This window comes from Kineosporia babensis (assembly GCF_021129305.1).
In the GTDB taxonomy this organism is placed as follows: Bacteria; Actinomycetota; Actinomycetes; order Actinomycetales; family Kineosporiaceae; genus Kineosporia; species Kineosporia babensis.
Map to the genome: position 1 here is coordinate 15,935 of NZ_JAJOMB010000008.1, position 24,379 is coordinate 40,313.

A 24,379-nucleotide genomic window follows, 5' to 3' on the forward strand; every position below is an offset into this window, starting at 1 on the left:
GGACAACCGGGCAGCGCGGCGGAGCTTGCCACCACCGGGTTGACCAGGCCCGTCCAGAAGGTGAACGGGAATCAACTCAGACCAGCACTTCGAGAATGAGGTCACGTACTGCCGTGGCCTCGAATGTGGCTGCTGCGAAGGCTGAGTCGGAACAGAGCAGAACCGGTCCGTCTTTCGGGTCGGCGGCCCGACGGCCGTGGCTGCCGCGCACCGGCGAAGGATCCAAAGGCACTACCTTCATCGCGTATCGGAGGCCGGAGAACTTCTTCGCCAGGGTGAGGGCGGCTCGGGCTTTGACGAATCGGTCCTGGGGGTCCATGAAGAGTTCGGCCGGGTCGTAGCCCGGCTTGCGGTGAATTTCCACCCCTTTGGCGAAGTCCGGCGCCCGGTGGTCGTCCAGCCAGTAGTAATAGGTGAACCAGGAACTGGGTTTGGCCACGGCCACCAGTTCGCCGCTGCGCGGGTGGTCGAGGCCGAATTCCTTCTTTCCCTCGGCATCGAGCACGAAATCCACGCCGGGCAGTGCGCTCAGCAGTCTGCGGATCCGGCGGACGTCCTTGGGATTCTTCACGTAGACGTGCGCCAGTTGATGATCCGCCACGGCGAAGGCCCGCGAGACCCAGGGGTCCAGGTACTCCATCCCAGCCTGGGTGTAGACCTCCAGCCATCCTTCCCGGCGCAGCAGCCGGTTGATATCCACAGGGTTGTCCACAGCTGTGAGTCCATACTCGGACAGCACCACCACGGTGTAATCGTTGCGGCGCGCATAGTCGATCAGGTCGCCGGCCACCGCGTCGATCTCCTGGGCCGCGGCAACCGCCTCGGGGCCCTCCGGGCCGAAACGCTGCAGGTCGTAGTCGAGGTGCGGCAGATAGCAGAGCGCCAAGTCCGGTCGGTGGTCCTCGATCAGCTCGCGAGTGGCCTTGGCGATCCAGGTTGAACTGCTGATGGACGCGGTTGGTCCCCAATACGTGAACAAGGGGAAAGTGCCGAGCCGGTTGGTCAGTTCGTCGCGCAGTGCCGCGGGGCGGGTGTAGCAGTCGGCATCCTTCTTGCCGTCCGCGTGGTAGATCGGCCGGGGCGTGACCGTCCAGTCGGTGGTTGCGCCCATGGCATACCACCAGCAGACGTTTGCCGCGGTCAGTTTGGGACGGTGCTGCCGGGCGGTCTCCCAGACCTTCTCGGCCTCGATCAGCTGGTTGTGCTGGCGCCAGAGATAGACCTCGCCCTGGTCGCGGAAATACCAGCCGTTGCCGACGATTCCGTGGTCGGTGGGAAGTTTTCCGGTGAGATAGGTGGCCTGGACGCTGCAGGTCACCGCGGGAAGGATGCTGCCGATTCCGGCGGTGAAGCCTTCTTTTCCGACGGCGGCCACTCGGGGCATGTGCTCGAGCAGACGTGGGGTGAGGCCGACGATGTTGATCACCAGGACCGGGCTCTTCGTCATCGGATCGGTTCCAGTCCTAGTTCGGTGAGGCGGTCGGCGGTCCAGTTCAGTTCCCCGGCTATGCCTTTGATCAGTTCCTGGCTCGATCGGGGACGATGGGCGCCCGGAAGCACGGACCAGGTGTAGGTCTCGACATCCAGATGGTGAGTCTTCGCTGTCTGCCCGCCGACCAGAGCCTGCAACGTGTTGCGCAGTTCGGACTGCGTGGTGCGCTCGGTCTGGTCGAGCGGCAGGTGGTAGTGCACCCGCCATTCCTGCTCCGGATCGAAAGTCTGCCCGGTCTGCTCGGTGAGGTCGTCCTCGCCGTAGCCGTCGCGCTGGCGGATCTGATGCATGAACCGGGGCTCCGCGAACTCCGACAGCCATTTCCGATCGGGCTCATCGACGCGCAGAGCATTCGACACCTGAGCCTTGTACACCCGGACGTTCTCGGTCTCGCAGAGATCCAGCACCGACTCGTCCTCGAACTGAGTGGCCAGGTGCGCCGCGTCCAGACACATCCCGATCCACCCCGGAACCCCGAGCCGAGAAACCGAACGCACACCAGCGTCCATTGTTTCAACCACACAGCCGGGTTCGGGCTCTACGGCCAGCCGCACCGGACGCCCCCATTCTTCGGCCAGGGCCTGTAGTTCGGTGGCTACGTGAAACATCGCCGCGTCGGCCGAGGCGGTGCCTTCCGGGAACCGGGTGCGCCAGCCGAACGGAAGGGTGGAAATGCTGCCTTCCGCGGCGTCCTCGGGGAGTAGCTGATGCAGGACCACAGCCAGGTCCAGGGTGTAGTCCAGGCGCGCTCGCTCCAGCCAGTCCGGCCGATAGACCGCGCCTTTCACCACCTCGGCCTGGAACGCCTGGTACGGGAAGCCGTTCAGTGTGACGACTTCCAGCTGTTCGACTTCGAGTGTTCGCCTGAGCATACTGACGGCCTTGGGGTCAGCGGCCAGATGCCTGGCTGCGGGGGCGGGCAGCCAGAGCCCGACACCGAGTACCGGCCAGCCCAGAAGGCGCCGCACCGGACCGGCGTAGTTGTGCAGTTGGGCAATGATGCCCTCGAGGTCTTCGGCGGGATGCATGTTGGTGCAGTAGGACAGGTGCACCAGGCTGTTGTCGCGGTGCCGGAAGCGCATCAGCGCTCACCCCGCAGGATGGAATTGCCCTGCGAAAGTTCGCTGTTCTTGGTCGCGTCGAGTTCCAGCCGGCCGCTCTGGGCGAAGAAGGTGACCGGGTTGTCCCAGATCAGTTTCTCTACTTCCGGCTGGGGAATCTGCGCGGCCAGCATGGCTTCGGCGGTCTTGGCCACCTTCAGCGGATCACTGCGGCCCCAGTCGGCCGCCGAATTCACGATGACCTTCTCGGTGCCGAGTTCCTGGGCGATCAGGACCATCCGGCGTTCGTCGACCTTGGTGTCCGGGTAGATCGAGAAACCCGCCCAGACTCCCTGGTCCAGAACCAGCTTGGCGGTGAGTTCGTTGTTGTGGTCGATCAGTACCCGTTCTGGTGCCAGGCCGGATTCCCGCACCACGTCCAGGGTTCTTCTCGTGCCGGCCAGCTTGTCCCGGTGTGGGGTGTGGACCAGCACGGGCAGGTCGAACTCGATCGCCAGGGCTAGGTGCTCGGCCAGCAGTTCGTCCTCGGCCGGAGTGATCGAGTCGTATCCGGTTTCACCCACCCCGACCACCCCGTCCTTCGCCAGGTATCGAGGAAGGAGCGCCATGACATCGGCGCGGAAGTACGGATCGTTGGCTTCCTTGGGGTTGAGCGCGATGGTGCAGTGATGGGCGATGCCGAATTGCGCCGCCCGGTAACGTTCCCAGCCGACCAAGGCGTTGAAGTAGTCCACGAAGGAGCCGGCGCTGGATCGGGGTTGGCCCAGCCAGAAGGCCGGTTCGACCAGGGCCTGGACTCCGGCGGCGGCCATGGCTTCGTAGTCGTCGGTGGTGCGCGAGGTCATGTGGATGTGCGGCTCGAAGATGCGCATGGCTTTTCAGACCTTTCCGCGCTGGTTCAGTGCTTGGGCGGCCGCTTTCCGTCGTTCGGGATCGGCCGAGGCGAGCTGTTCCTCGATCTGGTTCAACACTTCGGCGGGCGGGTGCTGATCGATGATCGGCCACACGTCGGGCGAGACGTCCCGGCCGGCGCAGACTCGTTCCAGCACGAAATTGGCTGCCATTTCTGCGGTCCGGGCGGTTGATCGCCCGGTGATCGCGGGGACCCGATCGAGCGGGATCCCCATGAAGAGGCATTTCATCAACAGCTGATCGGCTTCCTCGTCGCTCAGGTTCTGAACGATGCCGGGCGCGGCCGAGGCGGTGACCAGCCGGGGGTCGTTGCTGCGGAAGGCGTCGCGGGCCAGATCGAGCAACTGGTCCTTGGTGTTGCGTTCGGCGATGGCCAGGATGACCGCGCGCTTCTCGTTGACGTCGCCGTACCGGTAGAGGTCCGGAATCTCCTCTTGGTCGGGCAACTCGGCCAGCATCTTGATCCGCGCGGCTTCATGTTCCGGGCCGGCCTTGCGGGTGGCCATCGGGAAGAGCTTGCGGATGCTGGTGGGATCTTCCTGAATCTGCTGCAGGGCATTGTCCAGCCAGGTCATGCCGTTCCCTCCGCTGCTCTGAGGAACTGGATGGATCGGGGGACGGTGGTGTGCGCCATATGTGAGTGCCGGGAAAGTTCGACCGCCACCAGGCCTTCGAAGTTCTCCAGCGCGGCGAGGGCGGGCGGGAAGTCGACGTCACCTTCGCCGAAGTCCAGATGCTCGTGCACCCCGCGGGGCATGTCGTCGATCTGCACGTAGAACAGGTGTTCGCGCACGCTGTCGATGGTCTCGGGGATGCTGAGTGGTTCGGTGACCAGGCAGTGCCCGATGTCCAGGGTGAGGCCGAACAGCTCGTGCTGCAGCTGGTTCCGGAGCTTCCGCCAGTCCTGGACCGATGCCACGAGCATGCCCGGCTCCGGTTCGAACGCCAGCCGCACGTTGAGGTCTTCGGCGGTCTTGAGCACCGCTTCGCAGCCCTCGAGCAGCCTTTGCTGGGCCTGCTCCGGGCTGACCTCGGGCTTGCGTACCCCGGCCCAGAACGACACCGCCTCGGCCCCCAGATCTGCGGCGGCCTGAACGGCGATCTGCAGGAACTCGATCCTGCGCTCCCGGCCCTGCTCGCTGAGCAACGTTGGCTCGTGCTTGTGGCGTGGGTCCATCACGAACCGGGCGCCGGTCTCCACCACCACCGCCAACCGCAGATCGCGAAGTTTGTCGGCGGTCGCAGCTACTCTTCGAGACAGATCAGGAGCGAAAGGATCCAGGTGATGATGATCCAAACTCAGCCCCACGCCGCTGTATCCGTGGTCCGCGAGCATCTGCAGCGCATCGGCCAGGCGGTGGTCCCCCAGCCCATTCGTCACATACGCGTACCGCAACCCCGGCGCCATCTCAGGTCACCCACCGGCGCCGGGCCAGCATCCGGCCCGCACGCCACAGGCCCAGCAAGGCCACGCTGGTGCCGGGCCTTCCGGCCGCCGCCGTCAGTGCACTCTGCAGCGGAATCATCCCCATCACACCGGTTCCGACCACCCGCTGCACCTTCTCCGGCGACGGGTCCTTGACCGCGGCCAGCGAGGCCCGGATCGAGGGAACGGCGTAAAGGCCCGCCGCTGCAGCCGTCAGCACCAGCGACGCACGCTGCTGCCACAGCGAACCAGCCCCGACCGCAGGCTGTTCTGTACTTGACTGGTTTGCCGCGGCGGCCAGCGTTCCCACCGCGATCGCTGCGGTAGCGGCGGCCGAGGTCCGGCCCAAGCTCTCGTCTGCGCCGTTGACCTCGTCGCGGCTGACCCGCGTGATCATGTACGTGTGAGCGGCCACCAGTCCGGCCGGCCCGAGCGCTGCCCGGAAGCTGCTGCTACCCCGCTGTACATCGAGGAACCGGCAGGTTGCCATCACCAGTGGACCGGCTGGAGTGTCCTTGGCCGCGAAGTCGTACGTGAGGACTGCGGCTCCGGTGGCCAGCGAGTAGAAGAGGCCACGCCGTCCGGAACCGGCCCAGGCCACCAAAGCGTCGGCTGCGAGCAGGGAAACACCGACGGCCAAGGCCTGGTGTGGCGTGATGCGGCCGGAGGGAATGGGGCGGGTGGGGCGTTCAAGGGCATCCACGTGGCGATCGGCGTAGTCGTTCAGAGCCATCCCGGCCATGTAGGCGAGGGCCGACGAGAGGACAGCCGCGCTGGCCTCACGGAGGCCGTGGTTCCCTTGGAAGCCATGGCTCCCTTGGAAGCCGTGGCTCCCTTGAAAGCCGTCCTTCTCTCGGAGGCCGTGGTTCCCTTGAAAGCCGTCGTTCTCTCGAAGGCCGTCGTTCTCTCGAAGACCGTCGCTCCCTCGGAGGCCGCCGCTCCCTCGGAGGCCGCCGCTCCCTTGGAAGCCGTCGCTCCCTTCGAAGCCGTCGCTCCCTTGAAGGCCGTCGCTCCCCTGGAGGCCGTCGCTCTTTCGAAGGCCAGGGTGCTTTTGGGGGCCGGGGTTCGTTCGGAGGCTGTGGTGCTTGAGGGCGAATGTGTGCTGCTGGGGATCGTCGCCCCCAGACTCAGCCCACCGCCGAACGGCAGACCGCTTGGCTTGCGCTGACGCCGGAACGAGCGGGACGGGCGGGAGCAGGCCAGGGCGCAGCGTCTCGCTGTGACGGTGGTCGAAGACCAGGCGTTCCTCGGGGGTGTACTCGTCAATCATGGCGGTAGCGAGGTGTCTGGGCGTGGCCGGTGGGCCCCCTTGCAATGGTTCTGCATGGGGCCACGCCAGACGCGTCCAGATGGCGTCCCGGGCGACCCGCAGTAGCCAGGGACCCGCAGCACCGGACCTCGGTGCGGATCCTCCGCCCGGATCGCGGGTGAGGGCGTGCCTCCGGGCTGCGGAACTTGCCGCAGCTCCGAGCAGCGGGTCTCCCGGGGCACTGAGTACGGCGGGTAGCCGCACCAGATCGGCGAAAGCGTTCACGCGGGCTCCTGTGAGGGATGCCCACTCACCTGGCTCGCTGCAGGGCGCATCTTTCGGCCGGGCCAGCCGACGTGGCCTCTGGTCTGGGCCGAGTGCTCCACGGTAGTCCCGCGGTCGGGTTCTGGATTCAGGTTCTGAGCCCAGCTGACCAGCTGGCGGAACTGGTGGTCGAGGCGATGCTCGGAGTTTTCCAGGGGGTCCTTGAAGAAGAAGGCCAGCTCTTTCAGGGCGCCGGTCCGGCCACGACGGTGGGCCAGGGCGGTGAAACGGGCCAGGTCGATGATCAGCGGTGCGGCCAGGGTGGAGTCACAGCCTTGCCAGGTGATCTGCATGGTCATCCGGGTGCCGAGGAAGCCGGTGAAACGTACTTGGTTCCAGGCGGTCTTCCATTCGCCCATGTCCTCGACGTAGTCGATGTGGACCGGCGCGGCGACGTCTTCACCGAAGGTCTCGTGCACCGAGCGGGCCTTGGACGCCAGCTTGGCCTCGGCGCGGGAGGGGTCGGCGAGGGCCCGGCCGTCGCCGCCGCCCAGCAGGTTCAGGCCGGACCAAGAGCTCACGCGCAGGTTGCGGCTGCCGAACATCGAGGCCAGGGCGGTCTTGACCAGAGTTTCGCCGGTCTTGCCGTCTCGGCCGGCGTAGACGGTCCGGCGGGCCCGGGCCAGTTCGTCGAGGGCGGGGATGGCGGCGCCCATGGAGGGGGTGAAGTCGATGAACGGTAGGCCAGCGTCCAGGGCGGCGTAGGCGTAGAGGGCACTGGCGGGTAGGGGGTCTTGGCCGGCGGTGAGGGCCTCGTCCAGGGCAGACAGTGACTCATGGACCGCAAGCACGGGTGAAATCGGCTCTGTGGAGGCAATGTTCACCACCACTACCGTCTCCAGGCCGTGCTGGTAGCTGAACGAGCGTAGGTCACGCTGGATCTGCTCGATGGCCGCGCGACCGCCGCCTTGTACGCCTGGGCACACACGGGCGTCCGTTGCTTCGAGTTCTGGGCGGACCAGACTCAGGGCGAAGGCGGGCAGCACGCCGGCTTGGACCAGTTCTTCGGCCCGGCCCTTGAGCGGGAGTTCGGCCAGGTCGTGCCCGCCGATCACGAAGTCGCGGGGTGAGGGCAGGCCGATGCCCTCGAATTCGGCCAGTTCGCTGACCATTCCCGTGGTCGCGAGGTCGCTCGCCTCCGCCGAGAGCAGGGCAAGCCCTGCGGTCACGGTGGTCCCGATGGAACCCCTGGCACCGATCAGCCACAGCCCGACGGTCATTGTCGGCACCTCCCCGGCACAGCACCGGGTCACCTGCGACGCCGATGTCCGGTCAAAAAGGTAACAAGCGGGACGTACGGTGACAACACTTCATGTCACAGAATCACAGCAGCGGGTAATTCTTTGTGCAGTTCCTGATCAAAGATGCGCAGTCTGAGGCCGAAGGGGCGAGGGGTTAGCGGTTGCGCGGTTCTGGCGGGCCGGGGTGGTTCTGGCGGGCCGGGGTGGTTCTGGCGGGCCGGGGTGGTTCTGGCGGGCCGGGGTGGTTCTGGCGGGCCGGGGTGGTTCTGGCGGGCCGGGCCAGCGTAGCTCCAGCCCGCCTCACCTAGGTCGGGCGCGGTCAGATGTCGGGGTGCAGCCGGGCCAGAAAGGGATCCAGCGCGGACGCGTCGGCCAGGGCGTCGCGGCTGACCGCCCGCTCCACCGGCACGCCGGCCAGGATCTTCTTCACCGGCACCTCGCACTTCTTGCCGTTCAGCGTGCGCGGTACCACCGGGATCCGGATGAACTGGTCCGGCACGTGCCTCGGGGACAACTGTGAACGCAAGGCGCGCCGCAAAGGCTGCTCGACGTCCTCAATCGTAATTCCGTTAGGCAGCACCAGGAAACACAACAGTTCGCCCTCCGACGCTGCGCCCAGTTCGGTGGTGTCGATCACCAGCGAATCGGCCACCTCGTCGAAAGATTCGACCACGGAATAGAAATCTGACGTTCCCATCCGCACGCCACCGCGGTTCAGCGTCGAATCACTACGACCATAAATGACGAACGACCCGCGCTCGGTGGCGCGCACCCAGTCACCGTGGCGCCAGATTCCGGGATAGGACTCGAAATAGGCTTCCCGTAAACGTGATCCGTCGGGATCGTTCCAGAAAGCGACCGGCATGGACGGCATCGGGCGAGTGATGACCAACTCGCCCACCTCGTCCTCAAGCTCTGAGCCCTTTTCGTCGAACGAGCGCACATCCGCACCGAGTGCGGCGCAGGACAGTTCGCCCAACCAGATCGGGACGATCGGCGAGCTGCCGAGAAAGGCCGTGCAGACGTCTGTTCCTCCCGATACTGAACAAATACGGACGTGGCGGCCGACTTCGCTGCGGATCCAGCGGAAGTTCTCAGGAGACAATGGCGAACCGGTCGATCCCAGGGATTGCATTGCACTGAGGTCGTATTCGGAGCCCGGATGCACATCAGCCTTGACCGCGGCCTGAATGAAGGGGGCCGATACTCCGAAGAGCTTGACTCGGTGGCGGGCCGCCAGTTCCCAGAGTCTTTCCGGGCCGGGGTAGGCCGGGCTGCCGTCGTAGAGCAGGATGGTGCTGCCGCCGAGCAGGCCGCCGATCAGGAAGTTCCACATCATCCAGCCGGTGGTGGTGTACCAGAAGAACACATCTCCCGGGCCCAGATCGTGCTGCAGTTTAATGGTTTTCAGTTGCTCCAGCAGGATTCCGCCGTGGCCCTGGACAATTCCTTTGGGCAGACCAGTGGTGCCGGACGAATAGAGCACCCACAGCGGATGATCGAAGGGGACCTGTTCAAAGGCCAGTTCGCCGGGCTGGGAAACGAATTCGGCCCAGGACATTTCACCGGCCTCACGTACCGGCTGCGCATTGGCGTCGAGGTAGGGCAGGATCACCGTGCGGGTCAGCGAAGGCATGCTCTCGCGCAGCGTGGTCACCGTGTCGCGAATGCTGAAACCTTTTCCGCCGTAGAGATAACCGTCCACCGCGAGCATGACCTTGGGCTCGATCTGGGCGAAGCGATCAGTTACCGCGCGGGCGCCGAAGTCCGGTGAACAACTCGACCAGATAGCGCCGAGTGACGCAGTGGCCAGGAACATGACCAGCGCGCCAATACCGTTGGGGGCAAGGGCCACCACCCGATCGCCTTTTCCCACCCCGGCGGCGAGCAGCCCCGTCCGGGCCCGGCCGACCCAATCCCGCAACTCGGCGTGGTTCAGCGTGCGCTCCACTCCGTCTTCCCGCACGAAAATCAGGGCCGGATCGCCGTCTTGACGACCTGGCCCGGGAGTCAGGGCATGTTCGGCATAATTCAGCCGGGCCCCCGGAAACCACTGGGTGCCTGGCATCTCGGCATTCGGAAGCACCCGTACCGCAGGCGCACTGAATCGCACTCCCAGGTATTCGGCGGCCGCGGACCAGAACTCTTCGAGATTCTCCACCGACCAGCGGTGCAGGGCGGCATAGTCGAGTTCGTCGATCGTGACGCCGCGGTGCCTGGTCAGCCACCGAGCGAAGTCGGCTACCTGGGTGTTACGGGCGGTCTCCGGATCCGGAATCCAGAGTGCTTCCGCCGGGCCGTCAACCGGGTGCAGAACCATCCTCAAGCTCCCTCGCTCGGATGCACCTCATGCTACGTCCCCCTAAACTCCCCTCGATATGGCAGATCATTCGCAGAACGGGTGGCCCGTCCTGTCGAGCACCCGGCTGACCTGGTTCTCAGCGGCCGGGGGCCGGTTCGCCGCGGCCAATTCCGACGTCGCCTTCCTGGCCCGGTACCTGATCGATCGCTTCGACAAAGAGGTGGAGAAGATCGATGGGAGGGTGCTGGACGACTGGTCGTGGGCCGCGCGCAACGTGCGTGGCTCGTCGTCCGTGATCAGTAACCACGCCAGCGCCACCGCCTGGGACCTGAACGCGCTGAAGCACCCCCGGGGTGCCCGGAACACGTTCACCCGGAGCCAGATCAGCAAGGTGCACGCGATTCTCGCGCGGATCACCGACGGCAAGGGCCACAAGATCTTCCGCTGGGGCGAGGACTACGTCAACGCCACCGTCGACGGCATGCACTTCGAGATCAATGCCTCGAAGGCGCAGGTCAGTCGCGCCCGCACGGTACTGCAGCAGCGACTGGAGGAAGAAGAGGACATGAAGTGGACCGATCAGGTCAAGCTGACCGCCACCGACGCCAAGATCTGGGGTAAGCCCTACAAGACCGGCGAGAAGGTGACGTACGGGCTGATGGTGCGCTACCCCACCCTGGCCCGCAAGACCCAGGCCGACCTGCGGGCGTTCGCGGCGGCCTCGGCCAAGCGGGATGCCGCGATGAAGGCGCAGCTGGACACGCTGATCGCTGCGGTGGGCGCGCTGTCGTCCGGGTCGGCGGCCGAGGTGTCGAAGGCCTTCGCCGACGGGATGAGCGCGATGCGGGCCGAGGTGGACAAGATCGACGCCGAGACGTCGGTGGTCGACGGCACCGGGGTGAGTGACGAGGAGATCGCGGCCGATGTGGAGGCGGCGATCGCCGAGGCGGAGGCCGAGGAAGCCATCGACCTCACCCAGGCCGAGCGCGCCAGCGCCTGACCGCCCGCGGCCACTCAGCCTCCGCTGCGCTTCACCAGCCCGAGTGACGCTTCACCAGCCTGCGTGACGCTTCGCCAGCCTTTGTTTCGGCAAAAGCCCAGGTCACCTTCTGGCCGCCGGCGACAAAGGCTGGTGAAGCAGGCGGGTGAGACAGCGGAGTGTAGGAGAGACGCTGCGGATAACGAGGGCGCAGTTGGAGCTGCTGGCGTCACCGGGCAGAGTGGCAGCGCGGATGTGTACACCTGGTACCAGGGGGGCCGGATGTACATGTTCTGGGGTTGGCTCTTGGGCTGTACCGAACCCTGACCAGACCAAAGTGAGCTGATCAGGGGCCTGGACCACCCCGTCCCTAGTTGGTGGGTTCGACCTGACCGAAGTCCCCAGCGCGTGGCCCGGTCGGGATACAGGGGCTGGGTGGGATAGAACTGTTGGTCATGACTGAGGGCCTGCTGACGTCGTGCTGACGGTTCACCGCTGTGCAGACGGCACCGGTCTGGCTCTGGCCCTGGCCGGGGTGCTGGCCGAACCGCTGCCCGACCCGTTCGCGGCCGAGACGATCGCGGTGCCGGCCAAGGGGGTGGAGCGGTGGCTCACTCAGCGCTTGTCGCACGTTCTGGGTACTGGCGCCGCCCCTGCGACCGGCACTCTTGCTGCACCCGACGGGGTGTGTGCGAACGTCAGTTTTCCGTCGTCCACCGCGGTGCTGGAACAGGCTCTGGAGAACGCCTCGGACCAGATCTCCAAGTCCGTGCGGGTGTGGGCGCCGGAGCGGTCCCGGTGGTCGCTGGTCGAGGTGATCGACGCGAGCTTGGATCAGGACTGGTGCGCTCCGCTGGCCCAGCACCTGCGCGCGGGGACCGAGGACACCGGGCGGCGGCTGGCGGCGGCAACCCGGCTGGCCCGGCTTTTCGACGAGTACGGCAACGCCCGGCCGAGCATGGTCACCGCCTGGGCACAGGGCCGGGACGAGTTCGGGGACGAGCGCCCGCTGCCGGACGACCTCGTCTGGCAGGCCGAACTGTGGCGGCGACTGCGCGAAAGACTCGATGTTCCTTCCCCGGCCGAACTGATCGAGGCGGCCTGCGAACGGTTGCGCGAGCAGCCCGGCCTGACCTCGCTGCCGGACCGGCTGTCGGTGTTCGGGGCCAGCCGGCTCTCCCCGGTGAAGATCCGGGTGCTGGCCGCGCTGGCCGAGCACCGCGATGTGCACCTCTGGCTGCACCACCCCTCCCCCGCCCTGTGGGACGTGACCAGTGGCCTCGGGCCGGGCGAACTGCCGCTGCGCCGCGATGACGACGACAGCCGGGCCAAGGTGCGCAACCCGTTACTGGCCTCGATGTCTCGTGACCTGCTGGAGCTGCAGCAGACCCTGATCCGCTACAGCCCTCACGCCCGGAATCAGTCGCATCCGGCCCCCGAACTGCCCAGCACCCTGCTCGGGCAGCTGAAACAGGGCCTGCGCAGCGGTGAGGTGAAAGAGGTTGCTGACCGCCCGGTTCTGCACCCCGACGACACCAGTGTGCAGGTCCACGCCTGCTACGGCCGGGTGCGCCAGGTCGAGGTGCTGCGCGAGGTGATCGTGGGCCTGCTGGCCGACGATCCCACGCTGGAGCCGCGCGACATCCTGGTGATGTGCCCGGACGTGGAGACTTTCGCCCCGCTGGTCACCTCGGCCTTCGCCCAGATGAACCTGCAGACGCATCCGGCCGGGCAGTTGCGGGTCAAGGTGGCCGACCGTTCGCCGCGCCAGAGCAATGCGCTGTACGACGTGCTCGGGCTGCTCCTGGAGCTGGGTACCGCGCGGATGACCGCGCCGGAAGTGCTCGACCTGGCCGGGCGCGAGGCAGTACGCAAGCGCTTCGGCTTCGATGACGACGACCTCGCCCGGCTGCGGGACTGGCTGGTGGGTGCGGGGATTCGCTGGGGCCTGGACGATGCGCACCGGCAGACCTGGCAGCTGTCCTCGATCCAGCAGGGCACCTGGCGGGCCGGGCTGGACCGGCTGATGCTGGGCGTCACCGTCGAGGGCGACACCGAGCAGCTCGGCGGCGTGATCGGGATGGACGACGTGGACAGCGCCGACATCGACCTGGCCGGGCGGCTGGCCGAGCTGATCGACCGGCTGGCCGCCGCGCAGGAGCTGATGGCGGGCCGCCACGACGTGGCGAAATGGCTGACCGGGCTGGAAAATGCCGTGCTCGACCTGGGCGCCACCGACCGCAACACCGCCTGGCAGGTGAACCAGCTGCGCTCGGAACTGTGGGACGTGGCCGAGGCAGCGGCCGACAGCCCGGCGCCCTGCAGCCTGGCCGACATCCGCAGCGTGCTCGGCGACCTGCTCAAGGGCCGGCCCACACGCTCCTCGTTCCGCACCGGCACGCTGACCGTGTGCACGCTGGTCCCGATGCGCTCGGTGCCGCACCGCGTGGTCTGCCTGCTCGGCCTGGACGACGGCAGCTTCCCGCGCCGGGCCGACCCGGAGGGCGACGACGTGCTGGGGCGCGACCCGTGGGTGGGCGAGCGCGATCCCCGCAGTGAGGACCGGCAACTCTTCCTGGACGCGGTCTGCGCGGCTCAGGAGCATCTGGTGATCACCTACTCCGGCGCCGACGACCGTACCGGCGCGCCGATCCCACCGGCCGTGCCGCTGGGCGAGTTGCTTGACGCGGTGGACCGCACGGCTTGGGTGGACGAAAAGCGGGTGCGGGACCGGATTACCGTGCGGCACCCGTTGCAGCCGTTCGACCCCCGCAACTTCACCGCCGGAATGCTGGGTCGGCCGGGCCCGTTCAGCTTCGACCGGCCGGCCCTGGAAGGCGCCCGGGCGATGGCCCGCGAGCGGGTTCCGAGCGGTCCGTTCCTGGCTGCGCCGCTGCCCGCGCCGGATCGCCCGCACGACGTGGAGCTGGCCGATCTGCTGCGGCTGCTGCGGCATCCGGCCAAGGGTTTCCTGCGGCAGCGGCTGCAGGTGAGCATGGCCCAGGCCGACGAAGAGCCGGACTACGCCCTGCCGGTCGAGTTCGACAACCTGCAGCAGTGGAAGGTCGGGGACCGGCTGCTGCGCCAGCGCCTGGCCGGGCTGAGACCGGAAGAGTGCATCGAGGTGGAGCAGCGGCGGGGGCTGCTGCCGCCCGGTCAGCTGGGTCGCGATCTGCTGAGCATCGTCGGGCCCAAGGTCGATGAGGTGTTCCGGGCTTCGGCGGTGGAACGGGCGGCGGCCCCGGACTCCCGGGATGTGGACGTCACCTTGCCGGACGGCTCCCGGCTGACCGGAACCGTGCGCGACGTAAGGGATTCGACGGTTCTGGCGGTCTCGTACTCCAGGCTCTCGCCGAAGTCGCGGCTGGAGTCGTGGGTGAACCTGCTGGCGCTGACCGCGACGGGCGGCAGCTGGACGTCGGTCACTGTCGGCCAGGGTCCACGGGGTGGGGCGGGGCGCAGCGTGGTCGAGCCGATCGAGGCCGAGGTGGCCCGGCAGGCCCTGGGCGAGCTGGTCGGGGTGTACCGCTCCGGGCTCTGCGCACCGCTGCCGCTGACTCTGAAAACCTCTGCCGCGTATGCCGAACGCCGGTTCCGTGGAACCCGGCCGGACGCCGCCGGGCGGGAGGCGGCCAAGGCCTGGAACGCCGGGAAGTCCAAGCGGGGCGCACCGTATCCGGGTGAGCAGTCCGACCCGGAACACCATCTGGTCTTCGGCGAGGACGTGGACTTCAGCTTCCTGCTGGCCGCGCCGCCCGCCCCGGACGAACAGGGCGAGGGCTGGATGATGGACGAGCCGCACCGGTTCGGGCGGTTGAGCCGCCGGATCTGGGACCGGCTGCTGGCCGCCGAACGGCTGGAGGGCCGATGAGCGTGATGCCCGGCCAGAGCGCCTTCCGCCGGCAGAGCCCGTTCGATCTGCTCGGCGAGCTGCCCGAGGAGACCACCACGATGCTGGAGGCGAGCGCCGGCACCGGCAAGACCTTCACCATTGCCGCCTTGGTCACCCGGTACGTGGCCGAGGGCCTGGCGAACATGAACCAGCTGCTGGTGGTGAGTTTCAGCCGGGAGTCGACCCGGGAGCTGCGCGAGCGGGTGCGCGAGCGCCTGGTCAGTGCGCGCGACGGGCTGGCGCTGGCTGATCCGGCGATGATCGACCCGCGGGACGAGGTGCTGGTGCACCTGGCCAACGCCGCCGACGAGGGCCAGCGCAGGCGCCGGCTGGAGCGGCTGGAGATCGCCCTGGCGGCCTTCGACGCGGCCACCGTCACCACGATTCACGGTTTCTGCCAGCAGGTGCTGACCACGCTGGGCACGAACGGCGACCACGACCCGGACACCGTGCTGGTCGAGGACATCGGCGATCTGGTGCGCGAGGTGGCCGACGACCTGTACCTGCGCAAGTGGGGTCATCTGGGGTCGGAGAAGCCGGATCTGAGTCAGGCCGAGTTCCACCGGCTGGCGCTGGACGCCGTGGCCGAGATGGCCGAGCTGGTGCCGGATCCCTCGGTGGGCGGCCGGCCCGGCCTGCGGGCGAAGATCGCTCAGGTGGTGCGGGGCGAGGTGGAGCGCCGTAAGCGCCGGCTGGGCGTGTTCAGCTACGACGACATGCTCACCCGGCTGGCCGCGACGCTCAGCCATGATCAGTCCGGCCCGGCCGCCTGCCGCAGGCTACGCGAACGGTACCGGTTCGTGCTGGTGGACGAGTTCCAGGACACCGATCCGGTGCAGTGGGACATCATTCGCCGACCGTTCCACGGGCACAGCACGCTGATTCTGATCGGCGATCCGAAGCAGGCGATCTACGGTTTCCGCGGGGCCGACGTGCAGGCCTACCTGAACGCCTTCGAGTCCGCCGAGACGGTGCGTACCCTGCCCACCAGCTACCGCAGCGACGCCGGTCTGCTGCGCGGTCTGGACACGATGTTCCGGGGTGCGGCGCTGGGCGACGAGCGGATCCGGGTGCAGCCGGTGGGCGCGGTTCACACCGGCCGGATGGTGGCGGTCGAGGGCACTCAGGCCCCGGTGCGGCTGCGGGTTCTGCCGCGCGACGCCGTGGCATCGACCGAGAAGAGTGATCTGCCGCAGGCCCCGCTGGCCCGGGCCGTGATCCAGAAAGACCTGGTGGCCGAGGTGGTGCGGATGCTCTCCGGCGCCGCCCGGCTGCGCCCCCGGGATTCCTCGCCGGAGCGGGAACTGCGCCCCGGGGACATCGCTGTGCTGGTGCGCGCCAACTATCAGGCTCAGGACATCAGCGCCGCCCTGGTCGCCGCGGGAGTGCCGGCCGTGGTCACCGGCCGGACCAGCGTGTTCAGCACCGAGGCCGCGCAGGCCTGGCTCCTGCTGCTGGAGGCGATGGAGCAGCCGCACCGCACCACCCGCTACCGCCGCCTGGCCCTGAGCTGCTTCGTCGGCCACACCGCGGCGGATCTCGACCAGCGTGGCGAGCAGATCGACGACCAGCTGACCCAGCTGCTGCGGGGCTGGGCGCACCTGCTCACCGAGAACGGCGTGGGCGCGCTGTTCGAGACCGTGGCGCTGCAGACCGACCTGCAGCAGCGGCTGTTGCAGATACCGCGCGGTGAAAGGCTTCTCACCGATCTGCGGCACGTCACCCAGGCGCTGCAGGAGGCCTCGGACACCAGCCGGCTCGGCCTGAGCGGGCTGCTGCTGTGGCTGCGGCACCGGCAGGAAGAGGCCACCGGCACCGAGGGCGCCCTGGAGCGCAGCCGGCGGCTGGAGTCGGACGCGGCGGCCGTGCAGGTGATGACCGTGCACACCAGCAAGGGCCTGGAATTCCCGGTGGTGATGCTCCCGTTCGCCTGGAACCAGGGCCCGCTGCGCGAGGACGTCTCGGCCGTCACCTTCCACGAGGCCGGACGCCGGATGAAGGACGTCGGCGGGGAGGGCTGGAAGGACTGGCGCAGGCACCTGGACGCCGGCCAGGCCGAGGACGCCGCCGAGGAACTGCGCCTGACCTACGTGGCGCTGACCCGGGCGCAGTCGCAACTGGTGCTGTGGTGGGCGCCGACCAGCTTCGGCCGGTTCTCCCCGTTGCACCGGATCCTGTTCAACCCTGATCCGGAACAGCCGGTCCCGCAGAGCGTCAAGATGCCCACCGACCCGGGTGCCCTGGCCGAGTTCGAGCGTCTGGCCAACCGCAGCGAGGGCACGCTGGGCATCGAGATGATCCAGCGACGCAGCCTGGAGAAGTGGACTCAGCCGGCGCCGCAACCGGTTCCGCTCAGCGTGGCCACCCTGGACCGGGAACTCGACCAGGACTGGCGCCGCACCTCGTACAGCTCGCTGACCGCCGCCGCCCACGAGCAGCAGGGCACCAGCGAGCCCGAAGTGAGCCTGAAGGACGACGAAGGCCCGGAAGAACTCCTGCCCCCGATCGAGGACAGCGGGCCGGACGAATCGCTCAAGGCCGTCCCCTCGGCCTGGAACGAACTGCCGGCCGGAGCCCGCTTCGGCACCCTGGTGCACGAGGTGCTGGAACTGGCCGCGGACGCCGGCAACGAGGACGATCTGCGCACCACAGTCGCCGCCCGGGTGGCCCGCTCCGGCCCGGCCGTGGATGTGGAAACCCTGGTGCAGGCGCTGATTCCGGCGGTCTCCACGCCCTTGCACCTGGAACAGCTCACGCTGAAGGACATCGACGCCAAGGACCGGCTCTCCGAGCTGGACTTCGAGCTGCCGCTGGCCGGCGGCGACGACCCGGTGGCGCAGAAGGTCCTGCTCTCCGACTTAGTTCCGCTCTGGCGGCGGCACTGCCCGGACCAACTCATCAGCTACGCCGATGCCCTGGCCGACCTGGAGGCCGTGCCGCTGCGCGGTTACCTCACCGGGAGCATCGACGCGGTGCTGCGGGTGCACGCGGAGCAGGGCCCGCGCTACGTGGTGGTCGACTACAAGACCAACCGGCTGGGTGTCCCGGACGAGCCGGTCAACGCCTGGCACTACCGCCCCGGCGCGATGGAGGAGGCGATGATCGCGGCGCACTACCCGCTGCAGGCCCTGTTGTACGGCGTTGCCCTGCACCGGTTCCTGCGTTGGCGCCAGCCTGGTTACGACCCGGCCCGGCACCTCGGCGGGGTGCGCTACCTCTTCCTGCGCGGGATGTCCGGCCCGGGGGTGTTCAGCGCGGACGGCACCGCGCCGGGCGTGTTCTGCTGGAACCCGCCGACCGCTCTGATCGCTGCCACCTCCGATCTCCTAGCCGGTAAGGCAGGCAACCAGTGAACCCGCAGGACGAGCCCGGCCACCCGCACCGGATCGCGGTGAAGGCGAGCGGCCTGCTGGCCGAGTTCAACCGGGCCGGCTTCCTGACCGCGGCCGACGTGCACGTGGCCACCCGGGTGGGGGTGCTCGGCAAGGAAGTGGACGAGGCGGTGCTGCTGGCTCTGGCGCTCACCGTGCGCTCGGTGCGGCACGGCTCGGTGGTGCTGGACCTGGCCACCGCGGCCGAGACGATCAGCCCGGACGACGAGGACGAGGGTGAAGAGGCCCCCGAACCGGCCCAGCCGCTGAACTGGCCGGAGCCCGGCGAGTGGGCCCGGCGGTGTGCCGCCAGTGCGCTGATCGGCGGCCCGCTGCGGATGACCGGCAGCCAGTTGTGGCTGGCGCGCTACTGGGAGCAGGAGCAGACGGTCGCCGCCGAGTTGCTGCTGCGGGCGGCCGAACGCCCCGACGACCTGGACGAGAACGTGCTGCGGGCCGGTCTGCAGCGGCTCTTCCCGGAAACTCAGTACGCCGACCAGCAACTGGCGGCCGCCGTGTGCGCGCTCTCGCGGGTGAGTGTGCTGGCCGGCGGGCCCGGTACCGGTAAGACCACCACCGTCTCGCGCCTGCTGGCCCTGGTCCGTGAGCAGCACCCGGAGTACCGGATCGCCCTGGCCGCGCCCACCGGCAAGGCCGCGGCCCGGCTGCACGAAGCCGTGCGCTCCTCCACCGCCGACCTGCCCCTGGAGGACCAGGCCCGGCTGAACGAAGAACTCACCGCCACCACCATGCACCGCCTGCTGGGGTGGCGGCCGGACGCCCGCAGCCGCTTCCACCACGACAAGCACAACCGCCTGCCGTTCGAGGTGGTGATCGTGGACGAGAGCTCGATGGTCTCGCTGACCCTGATGGCCAGGCTGCTGGAGGCGCTGCGCCCGGGCACCCGGCTGATCCTGATCGGAGACCCGGACCAGCTGGCCTCGGTGGAGGCCGGCGCCGTGCTGGGTGACCTGGTGGACCGGGCCCGGCTGAACCACCGCACCGAAGACTTCGCCGCCGTCCTGCAGCGGGTGCTACCGCAGAGCCTGACCTCGAACACCCAGCCGGACTCCCCCACCGCGCGCTTCCGCAACGGTGTGAGCACCCTGCTGGCCACCCGGCGCTTCGCCGCCGGAGGCGACATCGCCGCCCTGGCCGCCGCGATCCGGGACGGAGAGGCCGACCGAGCCGTAGACGTCCTCTATTCGGCTTCTGATGCAGTTGATTTCGTCGAACTGGCGGACGACACCCGGCCAGGGCCGGAGCAGCTCGAACCGATCCGGGCCGAAGTCCGGGCCGGCGCCGCGCAGGTGATGGCGGCAGCCGCGGCCGGTGACGGGGTGGCCGCGCTGGCCGGCCTGGAACAGCATCGGTTGCTGTGCACCCACCGGCGCGGCCCGCGCGGGGTGCAGTTGTGGAGCGACCTGGCCGCGGGCTGGATCTTCGAGGACCATCCGGTGGTACCGCGCAGCGACGGCCGTTACGCCGGTGAGCCGCTGCTGGTGACCACCAACGACTACGAGTCCGGCCTGTACAACGGCGATACCGGGGTGGTGGTGAGCACTCAGGACGGTTCGCTGACCGCGGTTTTCGGGCGTGGAGGCGATCCGATCCCGGTGCCGCTGGCCCGACTGGGGGCGGTGCGGCCGCTGTACGCCATGACCGTGCACCGCAGTCAGGGCAGTCAGTTCGACCGGGTGAGCGTGCTGCTGCCGGCGGCGGCCTCTTCGCTGTGCACCCGGGAGACGCTGTACACCGCGGTGACCCGCGCCCGGCAGCACGTACGGGTAGTCGGATCGGTGGAGGCCTTGCGGACCGCGATCCTGCGGCCGGCCGCCCGGGCTACCGGGCTGCGCCAGCGACTGTCCGGCTGACATAAGGCGTCACAAAACACCACAACTTTAACACCCGAAACCCGCACTTGCCCATAGGTGCAGCACGAGTGTTCAGTCACACCTTGATCAACTATCGTAATCAAGTGTGCACGTTTACTGTGAAGTACGTGTAAACCACACCGGGAATTCGGGAGTTGGCCATGAACAATGACGTCGCGCTGACCTCAGCCGCAGAAACCTTCCCCGGCTCAAACTCCGTCCCCCTCACCGGTTCCGAGGCCGGCACGATGATGTCGTGCGAGACCTGCAACCTGGTGGGCGGGCCCTTCCCGGCCGCCGAGGCCGCCCACCTGCGGGCCATCCACGACCGGCTTCACCACGGCATGCTGTTCGCCGCCTGAAACGTTTCTACGACCCGGAACCCCCGGCCGACCGGCCGGGGGTTCCCGCGTTTCCCGGCAGTTACCTGGGAATCGCCTGGGCCGACTCGCCCTGGGCCGCCGCCGCGGGAGACGATGGGGCGGTGACACGCGCATACCACCGACCGAGGTCGAGCCGATGAGCCTGAGCGGTCCCACCAGCGGCCCCGTCGAGGGCGGCCGCGCCCTGTTCCGGGGCAAGGTGCTGGGCTTCCCGGTGCACCTCGACCTGTCGTTCATGGTGATCATGGCGGTGCTCGGCTACATGTCCACCGGCGGCGACGTCGAGGGCATGATCGTCTGGCTGCTGATCACCCCGGTCGCGGTGCTGGTGCACGAGCTCGGCCACGCGCTGGTCGCCCGCACCACCGGGGCCAAGCCGGAGATCGCCCTGGCCGGCTTCGGCGGGGTCACCAGCTTCACCCCGCCCAAGGAACTCTCCCGCGCCCGCTCGATCGCGATCTCGCTGGCCGGGCCCGCGGTCGGCCTGGCGATCGGGCTGGTGCTGCTGGCGGTGGACCGCTCGGTGGGCGACAGCATCACCAGCGAATGGGCCTGGTGGGCGCTGCGGATCGGGATCTTCACCTCGATCGGCTGGAGCATCCTGAACCTGCTGCCGGTGCTGCCGCTGGACGGCGGTCAGGCGATGCGCGAGTTCCTGCCCGGCGACCCGGTCACCCGGCTGCGCCGGGCCGCGATGGTCTCGATCGCAGTGGCCCTGACCGCCGCGGTGGCGGTCTACCTCTACAGTCCGGGCGCCGTCTTCCTGGCCCTGTTCCTGGTGTTCTTCGCGGTGTCGAACTTCTTCACGCTGCGCGACCTGTCGCAGAACCACTCGGTCAGCTCCGACGGCCTGCGCGGTCCGCGCCCGGGCCAGACCCCGGAGACGCTCATCGTCGAGATGCTCTGGCGCAACCAGGCCGAGCGGGCCCGGCAGCTGATGCAGACCCTGCCCGACGGCACCCAGGTCGACCTGGCGCTGCACGGAGCGGTGCTCAGCCTGACCGGTGATCCCGGTCAGGGGCACGCCCTGCTGGAGCAGGAGGTGGCCCGGCGGCCGGGCGATCCCAATCTCGCCGCGGTGCTCGCCCTCACCCAGGCCCTGGAACACGACTGGGATGCGCTGATCCACACGCTGCAGGGGCCTTTCGGGCCGCTGGTCCCGCCGCCGGTGATCGATCGCACCATGGTCGAGGCCCGGGCCACCGGCCGGGACGACGTGGCCGGGCGGATCGCCTTCCTCCGCTCGCAGAACACTCCTTCCTGAAAAATGTGCAGACGCCTCTGCTCACCGATCGGTGAGCAGAGGCGTCTGTAGTTTGTGGTTCAGACGATGAAGAACAGACCGATCGCGAAGACCGGGTAGAACACCGCGGCCAGGGCCAGCCGGGCCGGGGTGAGCCGGTTGGTGGCCATGGTCAGCAGCAGGTACCCGATGGCGGCCATGGTGACGATCGCCGACCAGGTCAGCGCGCCGTCGAAGTGCCAGTCGGCGAAGATCATCGCGGACGCGCTGGGCACCGTCACCTGGATCATCATCGCGCCGGAGATGTTGGCCAGCGCCAGTTTCGCCTTGCCCTGACGCACCCAGATGATCGAGTTCATGATCTCCGGCAGCTCGGTGGCGATCGGCGCCAGCAGCAGCGCGGTGACCGCCCCGGACAGGCCGATCATCGGGCCGATCGCGTCGAGCTGGCCGACGAAGATCTGAGAGGCGAAGAAGATCACGGCCAGGGTGGCGGCGAGCTGCACCCCGATCGCCCAGCTGGCCGGAACTGCCTGGTTGGGCTGCAGTTTCAGCGGCTCGAGCTCCTCCTCGTCGTCCTCGTCCTCGGACTCAGCCTCGGCCGAGGCCTTGGGGGCGCCGAGCACCATCTCCTTGTACACGTACACCGCGTACACCGCCAGGAAGAGCACGCCCAGCCAGGGTTTCCAGGCGAAGACGACCAGGCCGAGGATCACCTTGAACACGAAAACGACCAGGAACCAGCGCTGGTCGACCGACAGCCGGGCGACATCCTGGCGGCTGCCCAGCATTTCCCGGTCGTCGGCCGGCAACGAGCTTCCCGAGCCCGCCCCGACCGTGATGAGTTCCCTGGTCAGGATGCGCTTGCGCCACAGCAGCATGACGCCGGTGACGCCGTAGGCGAGGGTGGCCAGGGCCAGCGGACCGCCCATGGCGGCGCCCACGCCGATCTCCTTCTGGTCCTCGCTACCGGTGGTGACGGCCACCAGGGTGACCACGGATTCCGGCAGGGCGGTACCGAAGGCGGCGAGAATGGTTCCGACGGCCATCTTTCCGACGTTCAGCCGCTCTCCGAGCCATTCCACGGCGTTGACGAACCACTCACAGGAGAGGTAGATCGCCACTGCGCAGACGATGAGTAACACGAAGTGCCACACGATGAATTGTCCTCAGCCTTGTCCGCGTCTTCCAACGGGAACCGGAGGCTTCGGGAGAGCAGGCCTCGGCCCCGAAAGCAGACGCACGAATGCGTTCACTTGCGGGACCGAAGGTCTCGTCCACCCGCCGGACTCGGCGGGCCTCACGACCGGAGAGCCGGAGCCCTCAGTGTGTCGATCGTGGGATTAGCGGACTACTCCCCCTCGGAACTCCTTGAGAGTGACACAGTCCGTCACAGCGGCGCAATGGTCCACCTGAGCGTGTGGTGGACACAACAATCCGGGATGTGGACGCTCTCGGTGCGCACAGCGTCCATTATCGGTGGTTCTGGGGGATATTCGCCGACCGGTGACAATGTCGCCGGGCACTACTCGTGAGCACCCGCCATGCTCGGCCCATGCGGATACCCAGGCCGGACCTCACGGTGAGCCACCGGCTGGAGGCGGCCGGACCGATCGAGACCTCACTCGTCTGGCGGCGCTACTGCGAGCCCGCCCTCTGGCCGCTCTGGTCGCCACAGGTGCGTCGGGTGGAGTACGCGTTCGAGCGAATCAGGCCGGGTACGCCGGGACGGGTGTTCGGTCCAGGTGGGCTCTGGCTGGCTTTCTGGATTGAGGACGTGCGTGCGGACGAACGCTCATGGACCTGGCTGGCGCGCCGGGGGCCCTGGGCGGTGGCGCTGGAGCATGCCGTCCAGCCCACCACCGAGGGCACTCGCACCCAGCTGGCGATCCGCGGGCCGGCTCCGCTCGTTCTGCCCTACCTGCCGCTGGCCCGCTACGCCCTGCACCGGCTCGTCAACCTGCCCTAGGAGGAGACCGTTCCGGCTCGCAGCCAGGACAGCACGGCCAGCACGCGCCGGTTGTCGTCGGACCCGGCCGGGATGTCCAGCTTGCCGAAAATGCTTGCGGCGTAATTCTCCACGGTCTTGTGACTGAGGTTCAGCACCGCCGCCACCCCGGCGTTCGAGCGCCCCTCGGCCATCTGCCGCAGCACCTGCCGCTCCCGCACGGTGAGGGCGGCCAGCGCGTCCTGCCGCCGGGAGTGCCCGATCAGGCTGTCGACCAGGGTGGCGTCGACCAGCGACTCGCCGGCCGCGAGCCGGACCAGGGCGTCGCGCAGGGTGCCCACGTCGTCCACCCGGTCCTTCAGCATGTACCCTCGCCCCGCACTGCCGTTGGCGAAAAGCTCCGCTGCGTAGGTCGTCTCGGCGTAGGTGGAAAGGATCAGCACGCCGATGCCGGGGTCCAGCTCACGGATCCGGGCGGCGGTCTGCAGGCCCTCCCGGGTGAAGGTCGGGGGCATCCGGATGTCCAGGATCGCCACCTCGGGCCGGGCCTGCTCGATCCCCTCCAGCAGTTCCTCACCGTTGCTCGCCTCCAGGCAGACCTCTACGCCCACCTGACTCAGCAAAAGCCTCAGCCCGCCCCGGAAAAGGGTGGAATCGTCCGCCATAGCTACCTTCACACCCG

17 protein-coding genes and 1 pseudogene are annotated in these 24,379 nt (G+C 68.3%); 8 read left to right on the plus strand and 10 right to left on the minus strand.

Translation table 11 applies throughout. From position 1 onward, the window contains the following. Positions 1–76: 76 nt before the first annotated feature. From LR394_RS16325 to LR394_RS16350, 6 genes and pseudogenes are all read right to left on the minus strand, one after another. A complete protein-coding gene (locus LR394_RS16325) occupies positions 77–1,447 on the minus strand; it encodes an alkaline phosphatase family protein (RefSeq protein ID WP_231442732.1) in 1,371 nt (456 codons plus the stop codon). Next, on the minus strand, positions 1,444–2,574 hold the full coding sequence (gene eboE, locus LR394_RS16330) for a metabolite traffic protein EboE (protein WP_231442734.1): 1,131 nt from the start codon (positions 2,572–2,574) through the stop codon (positions 1,444–1,446). The genes LR394_RS16325 and eboE overlap by 4 nt, the downstream gene beginning before the upstream one ends. Further along, positions 2,574–3,425, minus strand: coding sequence for a TatD family hydrolase (locus LR394_RS16335; protein ID WP_231442736.1), 852 nt, complete (start codon positions 3,423–3,425; stop codon positions 2,574–2,576). Before LR394_RS16335 ends, eboE begins: the two co-directional genes overlap by 1 nt. Before the next feature lie 6 nt (positions 3,426–3,431). Beyond that, on the minus strand, positions 3,432–4,040 hold the full coding sequence (locus LR394_RS16340) for an EboA domain-containing protein (protein WP_231442738.1): 609 nt from the start codon (positions 4,038–4,040) through the stop codon (positions 3,432–3,434). After that, complete coding sequence (locus LR394_RS16345) at positions 4,037–4,873, minus strand: sugar phosphate isomerase/epimerase family protein (RefSeq protein WP_231442740.1); 837 nt, start codon at positions 4,871–4,873, stop codon at positions 4,037–4,039. The genes LR394_RS16340 and LR394_RS16345 overlap by 4 nt, the downstream gene beginning before the upstream one ends. Position 4,874: 1 nt before the next feature. Further along, positions 4,875–5,678 (minus strand): annotated as a pseudogene (locus LR394_RS16350) (UbiA family prenyltransferase); the annotation flags it as partial. A gap of 21 nt (positions 5,679–5,699) precedes the next feature. Between LR394_RS16350 and LR394_RS16355 the strand changes: the two are divergent. Next, positions 5,700–6,059: a hypothetical protein gene (locus LR394_RS16355; protein ID WP_231442744.1), complete on the plus strand. Its 360-nt coding sequence runs from the start codon at positions 5,700–5,702 to the stop codon at positions 6,057–6,059. Between the two features lie 362 nt (positions 6,060–6,421). On the opposite strand, the gene LR394_RS16360 is transcribed toward LR394_RS16355, so the two are convergent. Both LR394_RS16360 and LR394_RS16365 read right to left on the minus strand, forming a co-directional pair. Continuing rightward, positions 6,422–7,684 (minus strand): inositol-3-phosphate synthase, encoded by a 1,263-nt coding sequence (locus LR394_RS16360; protein ID WP_231442746.1) that lies wholly within the window; start codon positions 7,682–7,684, stop codon positions 6,422–6,424. Positions 7,685–8,024: 340 nt separating this feature from the next. Next, positions 8,025–10,025 (minus strand): acetoacetate--CoA ligase, encoded by a 2,001-nt coding sequence (locus tag LR394_RS16365; protein WP_231442748.1) that lies wholly within the window; start codon positions 10,023–10,025, stop codon positions 8,025–8,027. Between the two features lie 58 nt (positions 10,026–10,083). Here LR394_RS16365 and LR394_RS16370 point away from each other — a divergent pair, with 58 nt between their 5' ends. The 6 genes from LR394_RS16370 to LR394_RS16395 all read left to right on the plus strand — a co-directional run bounded on the left by LR394_RS16370 (position 10,084) and on the right by LR394_RS16395 (position 21,770). Next, positions 10,084–11,007 carry a M15 family metallopeptidase gene (locus tag LR394_RS16370; RefSeq protein ID WP_231442750.1) on the plus strand — a complete coding sequence of 308 codons (924 nt, stop codon included), beginning with the start codon at positions 10,084–10,086 and terminating at the stop codon, positions 11,005–11,007. 457 nt (positions 11,008–11,464) lie between these two features. Further along, positions 11,465–14,857: an exodeoxyribonuclease V subunit gamma gene (recC, locus tag LR394_RS16375; protein ID WP_231442752.1), complete on the plus strand. Its 3,393-nt coding sequence runs from the start codon at positions 11,465–11,467 to the stop codon at positions 14,855–14,857. Continuing rightward, entirely contained in the window at positions 14,854–18,231 is a 3,378-nt protein-coding gene (locus LR394_RS16380; protein WP_231442754.1) for a UvrD-helicase domain-containing protein, read from the plus strand. Before recC ends, LR394_RS16380 begins: the two co-directional genes overlap by 4 nt. A 38-nt stretch (positions 18,232–18,269) precedes the next feature. Then, positions 18,270–20,123, plus strand: a complete 1,854-nt coding sequence (gene recD / locus LR394_RS16385; RefSeq protein ID WP_407937064.1) for an exodeoxyribonuclease V subunit alpha — start codon at positions 18,270–18,272, stop codon at positions 20,121–20,123. A gap of 161 nt (positions 20,124–20,284) precedes the next feature. Continuing rightward, positions 20,285–20,485, plus strand: a complete 201-nt coding sequence (locus tag LR394_RS16390; RefSeq protein ID WP_231442758.1) for a hypothetical protein — start codon at positions 20,285–20,287, stop codon at positions 20,483–20,485. 157 nt (positions 20,486–20,642) lie between these two features. Further along, entirely contained in the window at positions 20,643–21,770 is a 1,128-nt protein-coding gene (locus LR394_RS16395) for a site-2 protease family protein (protein WP_231442761.1), read from the plus strand. A 59-nt stretch (positions 21,771–21,829) separates the two neighbouring features. Here LR394_RS16395 and LR394_RS42985 read toward each other — a convergent pair whose 3' ends face one another. Continuing rightward, the gene (locus LR394_RS42985; protein WP_231442763.1) at positions 21,830–22,906 is read right to left on the minus strand and encodes a sodium:calcium antiporter; all 1,077 of its coding nucleotides are present in this window, start codon (positions 22,904–22,906) and stop codon (positions 21,830–21,832) included. Between the two features lie 398 nt (positions 22,907–23,304). Here LR394_RS42985 and LR394_RS16405 point away from each other — a divergent pair, with 398 nt between their 5' ends. Next, positions 23,305–23,718 (plus strand): SRPBCC family protein, encoded by a 414-nt coding sequence (locus LR394_RS16405; protein ID WP_231442764.1) that lies wholly within the window; start codon positions 23,305–23,307, stop codon positions 23,716–23,718. On the opposite strand, the gene LR394_RS16410 is transcribed toward LR394_RS16405, so the two are convergent. Next, the gene (locus LR394_RS16410) at positions 23,715–24,374 is read right to left on the minus strand and encodes a response regulator transcription factor (RefSeq protein ID WP_231442766.1); all 660 of its coding nucleotides are present in this window, start codon (positions 24,372–24,374) and stop codon (positions 23,715–23,717) included. The genes LR394_RS16405 and LR394_RS16410 overlap by 4 nt on opposite strands. Positions 24,375–24,379: the final 5 nt, after the last annotated feature.

Excerpts from the sequence above, each read along its gene's own strand:
- LR394_RS16380 (WP_231442754.1), top strand. The coding sequence starts at position 14,854 with ATGAGCGTGATGCCCGGCCAGAGCGCCTTCCGCCGGCAGAGCCCGTTC.
- LR394_RS16360 (WP_231442746.1), bottom strand. The coding sequence starts at position 7,684 with ATGACCGTCGGGCTGTGGCTGATCGGTGCCAGGGGTTCCATCGGGACC.
- eboE (WP_231442734.1), bottom strand. The coding sequence starts at position 2,574 with ATGCGCTTCCGGCACCGCGACAACAGCCTGGTGCACCTGTCCTACTGC.
- LR394_RS16365 (WP_231442748.1), bottom strand. The coding sequence starts at position 10,025 with ATGGTTCTGCACCCGGTTGACGGCCCGGCGGAAGCACTCTGGATTCCG.
- LR394_RS16390 (WP_231442758.1), top strand. The coding sequence starts at position 20,285 with ATGAACAATGACGTCGCGCTGACCTCAGCCGCAGAAACCTTCCCCGGC.
- LR394_RS16395 (WP_231442761.1), top strand. The coding sequence starts at position 20,643 with ATGAGCCTGAGCGGTCCCACCAGCGGCCCCGTCGAGGGCGGCCGCGCC.
- LR394_RS16405 (WP_231442764.1), top strand. The coding sequence starts at position 23,305 with ATGCGGATACCCAGGCCGGACCTCACGGTGAGCCACCGGCTGGAGGCG.
- LR394_RS16355 (WP_231442744.1), top strand. The coding sequence starts at position 5,700 with ATGGCTCCCTTGGAAGCCGTGGCTCCCTTGAAAGCCGTCCTTCTCTCG.
- LR394_RS16325 (WP_231442732.1), bottom strand. The coding sequence starts at position 1,447 with ATGACGAAGAGCCCGGTCCTGGTGATCAACATCGTCGGCCTCACCCCA.
- LR394_RS16345 (WP_231442740.1), bottom strand. The coding sequence starts at position 4,873 with ATGGCGCCGGGGTTGCGGTACGCGTATGTGACGAATGGGCTGGGGGAC.
- LR394_RS16340 (WP_231442738.1), bottom strand. The coding sequence starts at position 4,040 with ATGACCTGGCTGGACAATGCCCTGCAGCAGATTCAGGAAGATCCCACC.
- LR394_RS16335 (WP_231442736.1), bottom strand. The coding sequence starts at position 3,425 with ATGCGCATCTTCGAGCCGCACATCCACATGACCTCGCGCACCACCGAC.
- LR394_RS16370 (WP_231442750.1), top strand. The coding sequence starts at position 10,084 with ATGGCAGATCATTCGCAGAACGGGTGGCCCGTCCTGTCGAGCACCCGG.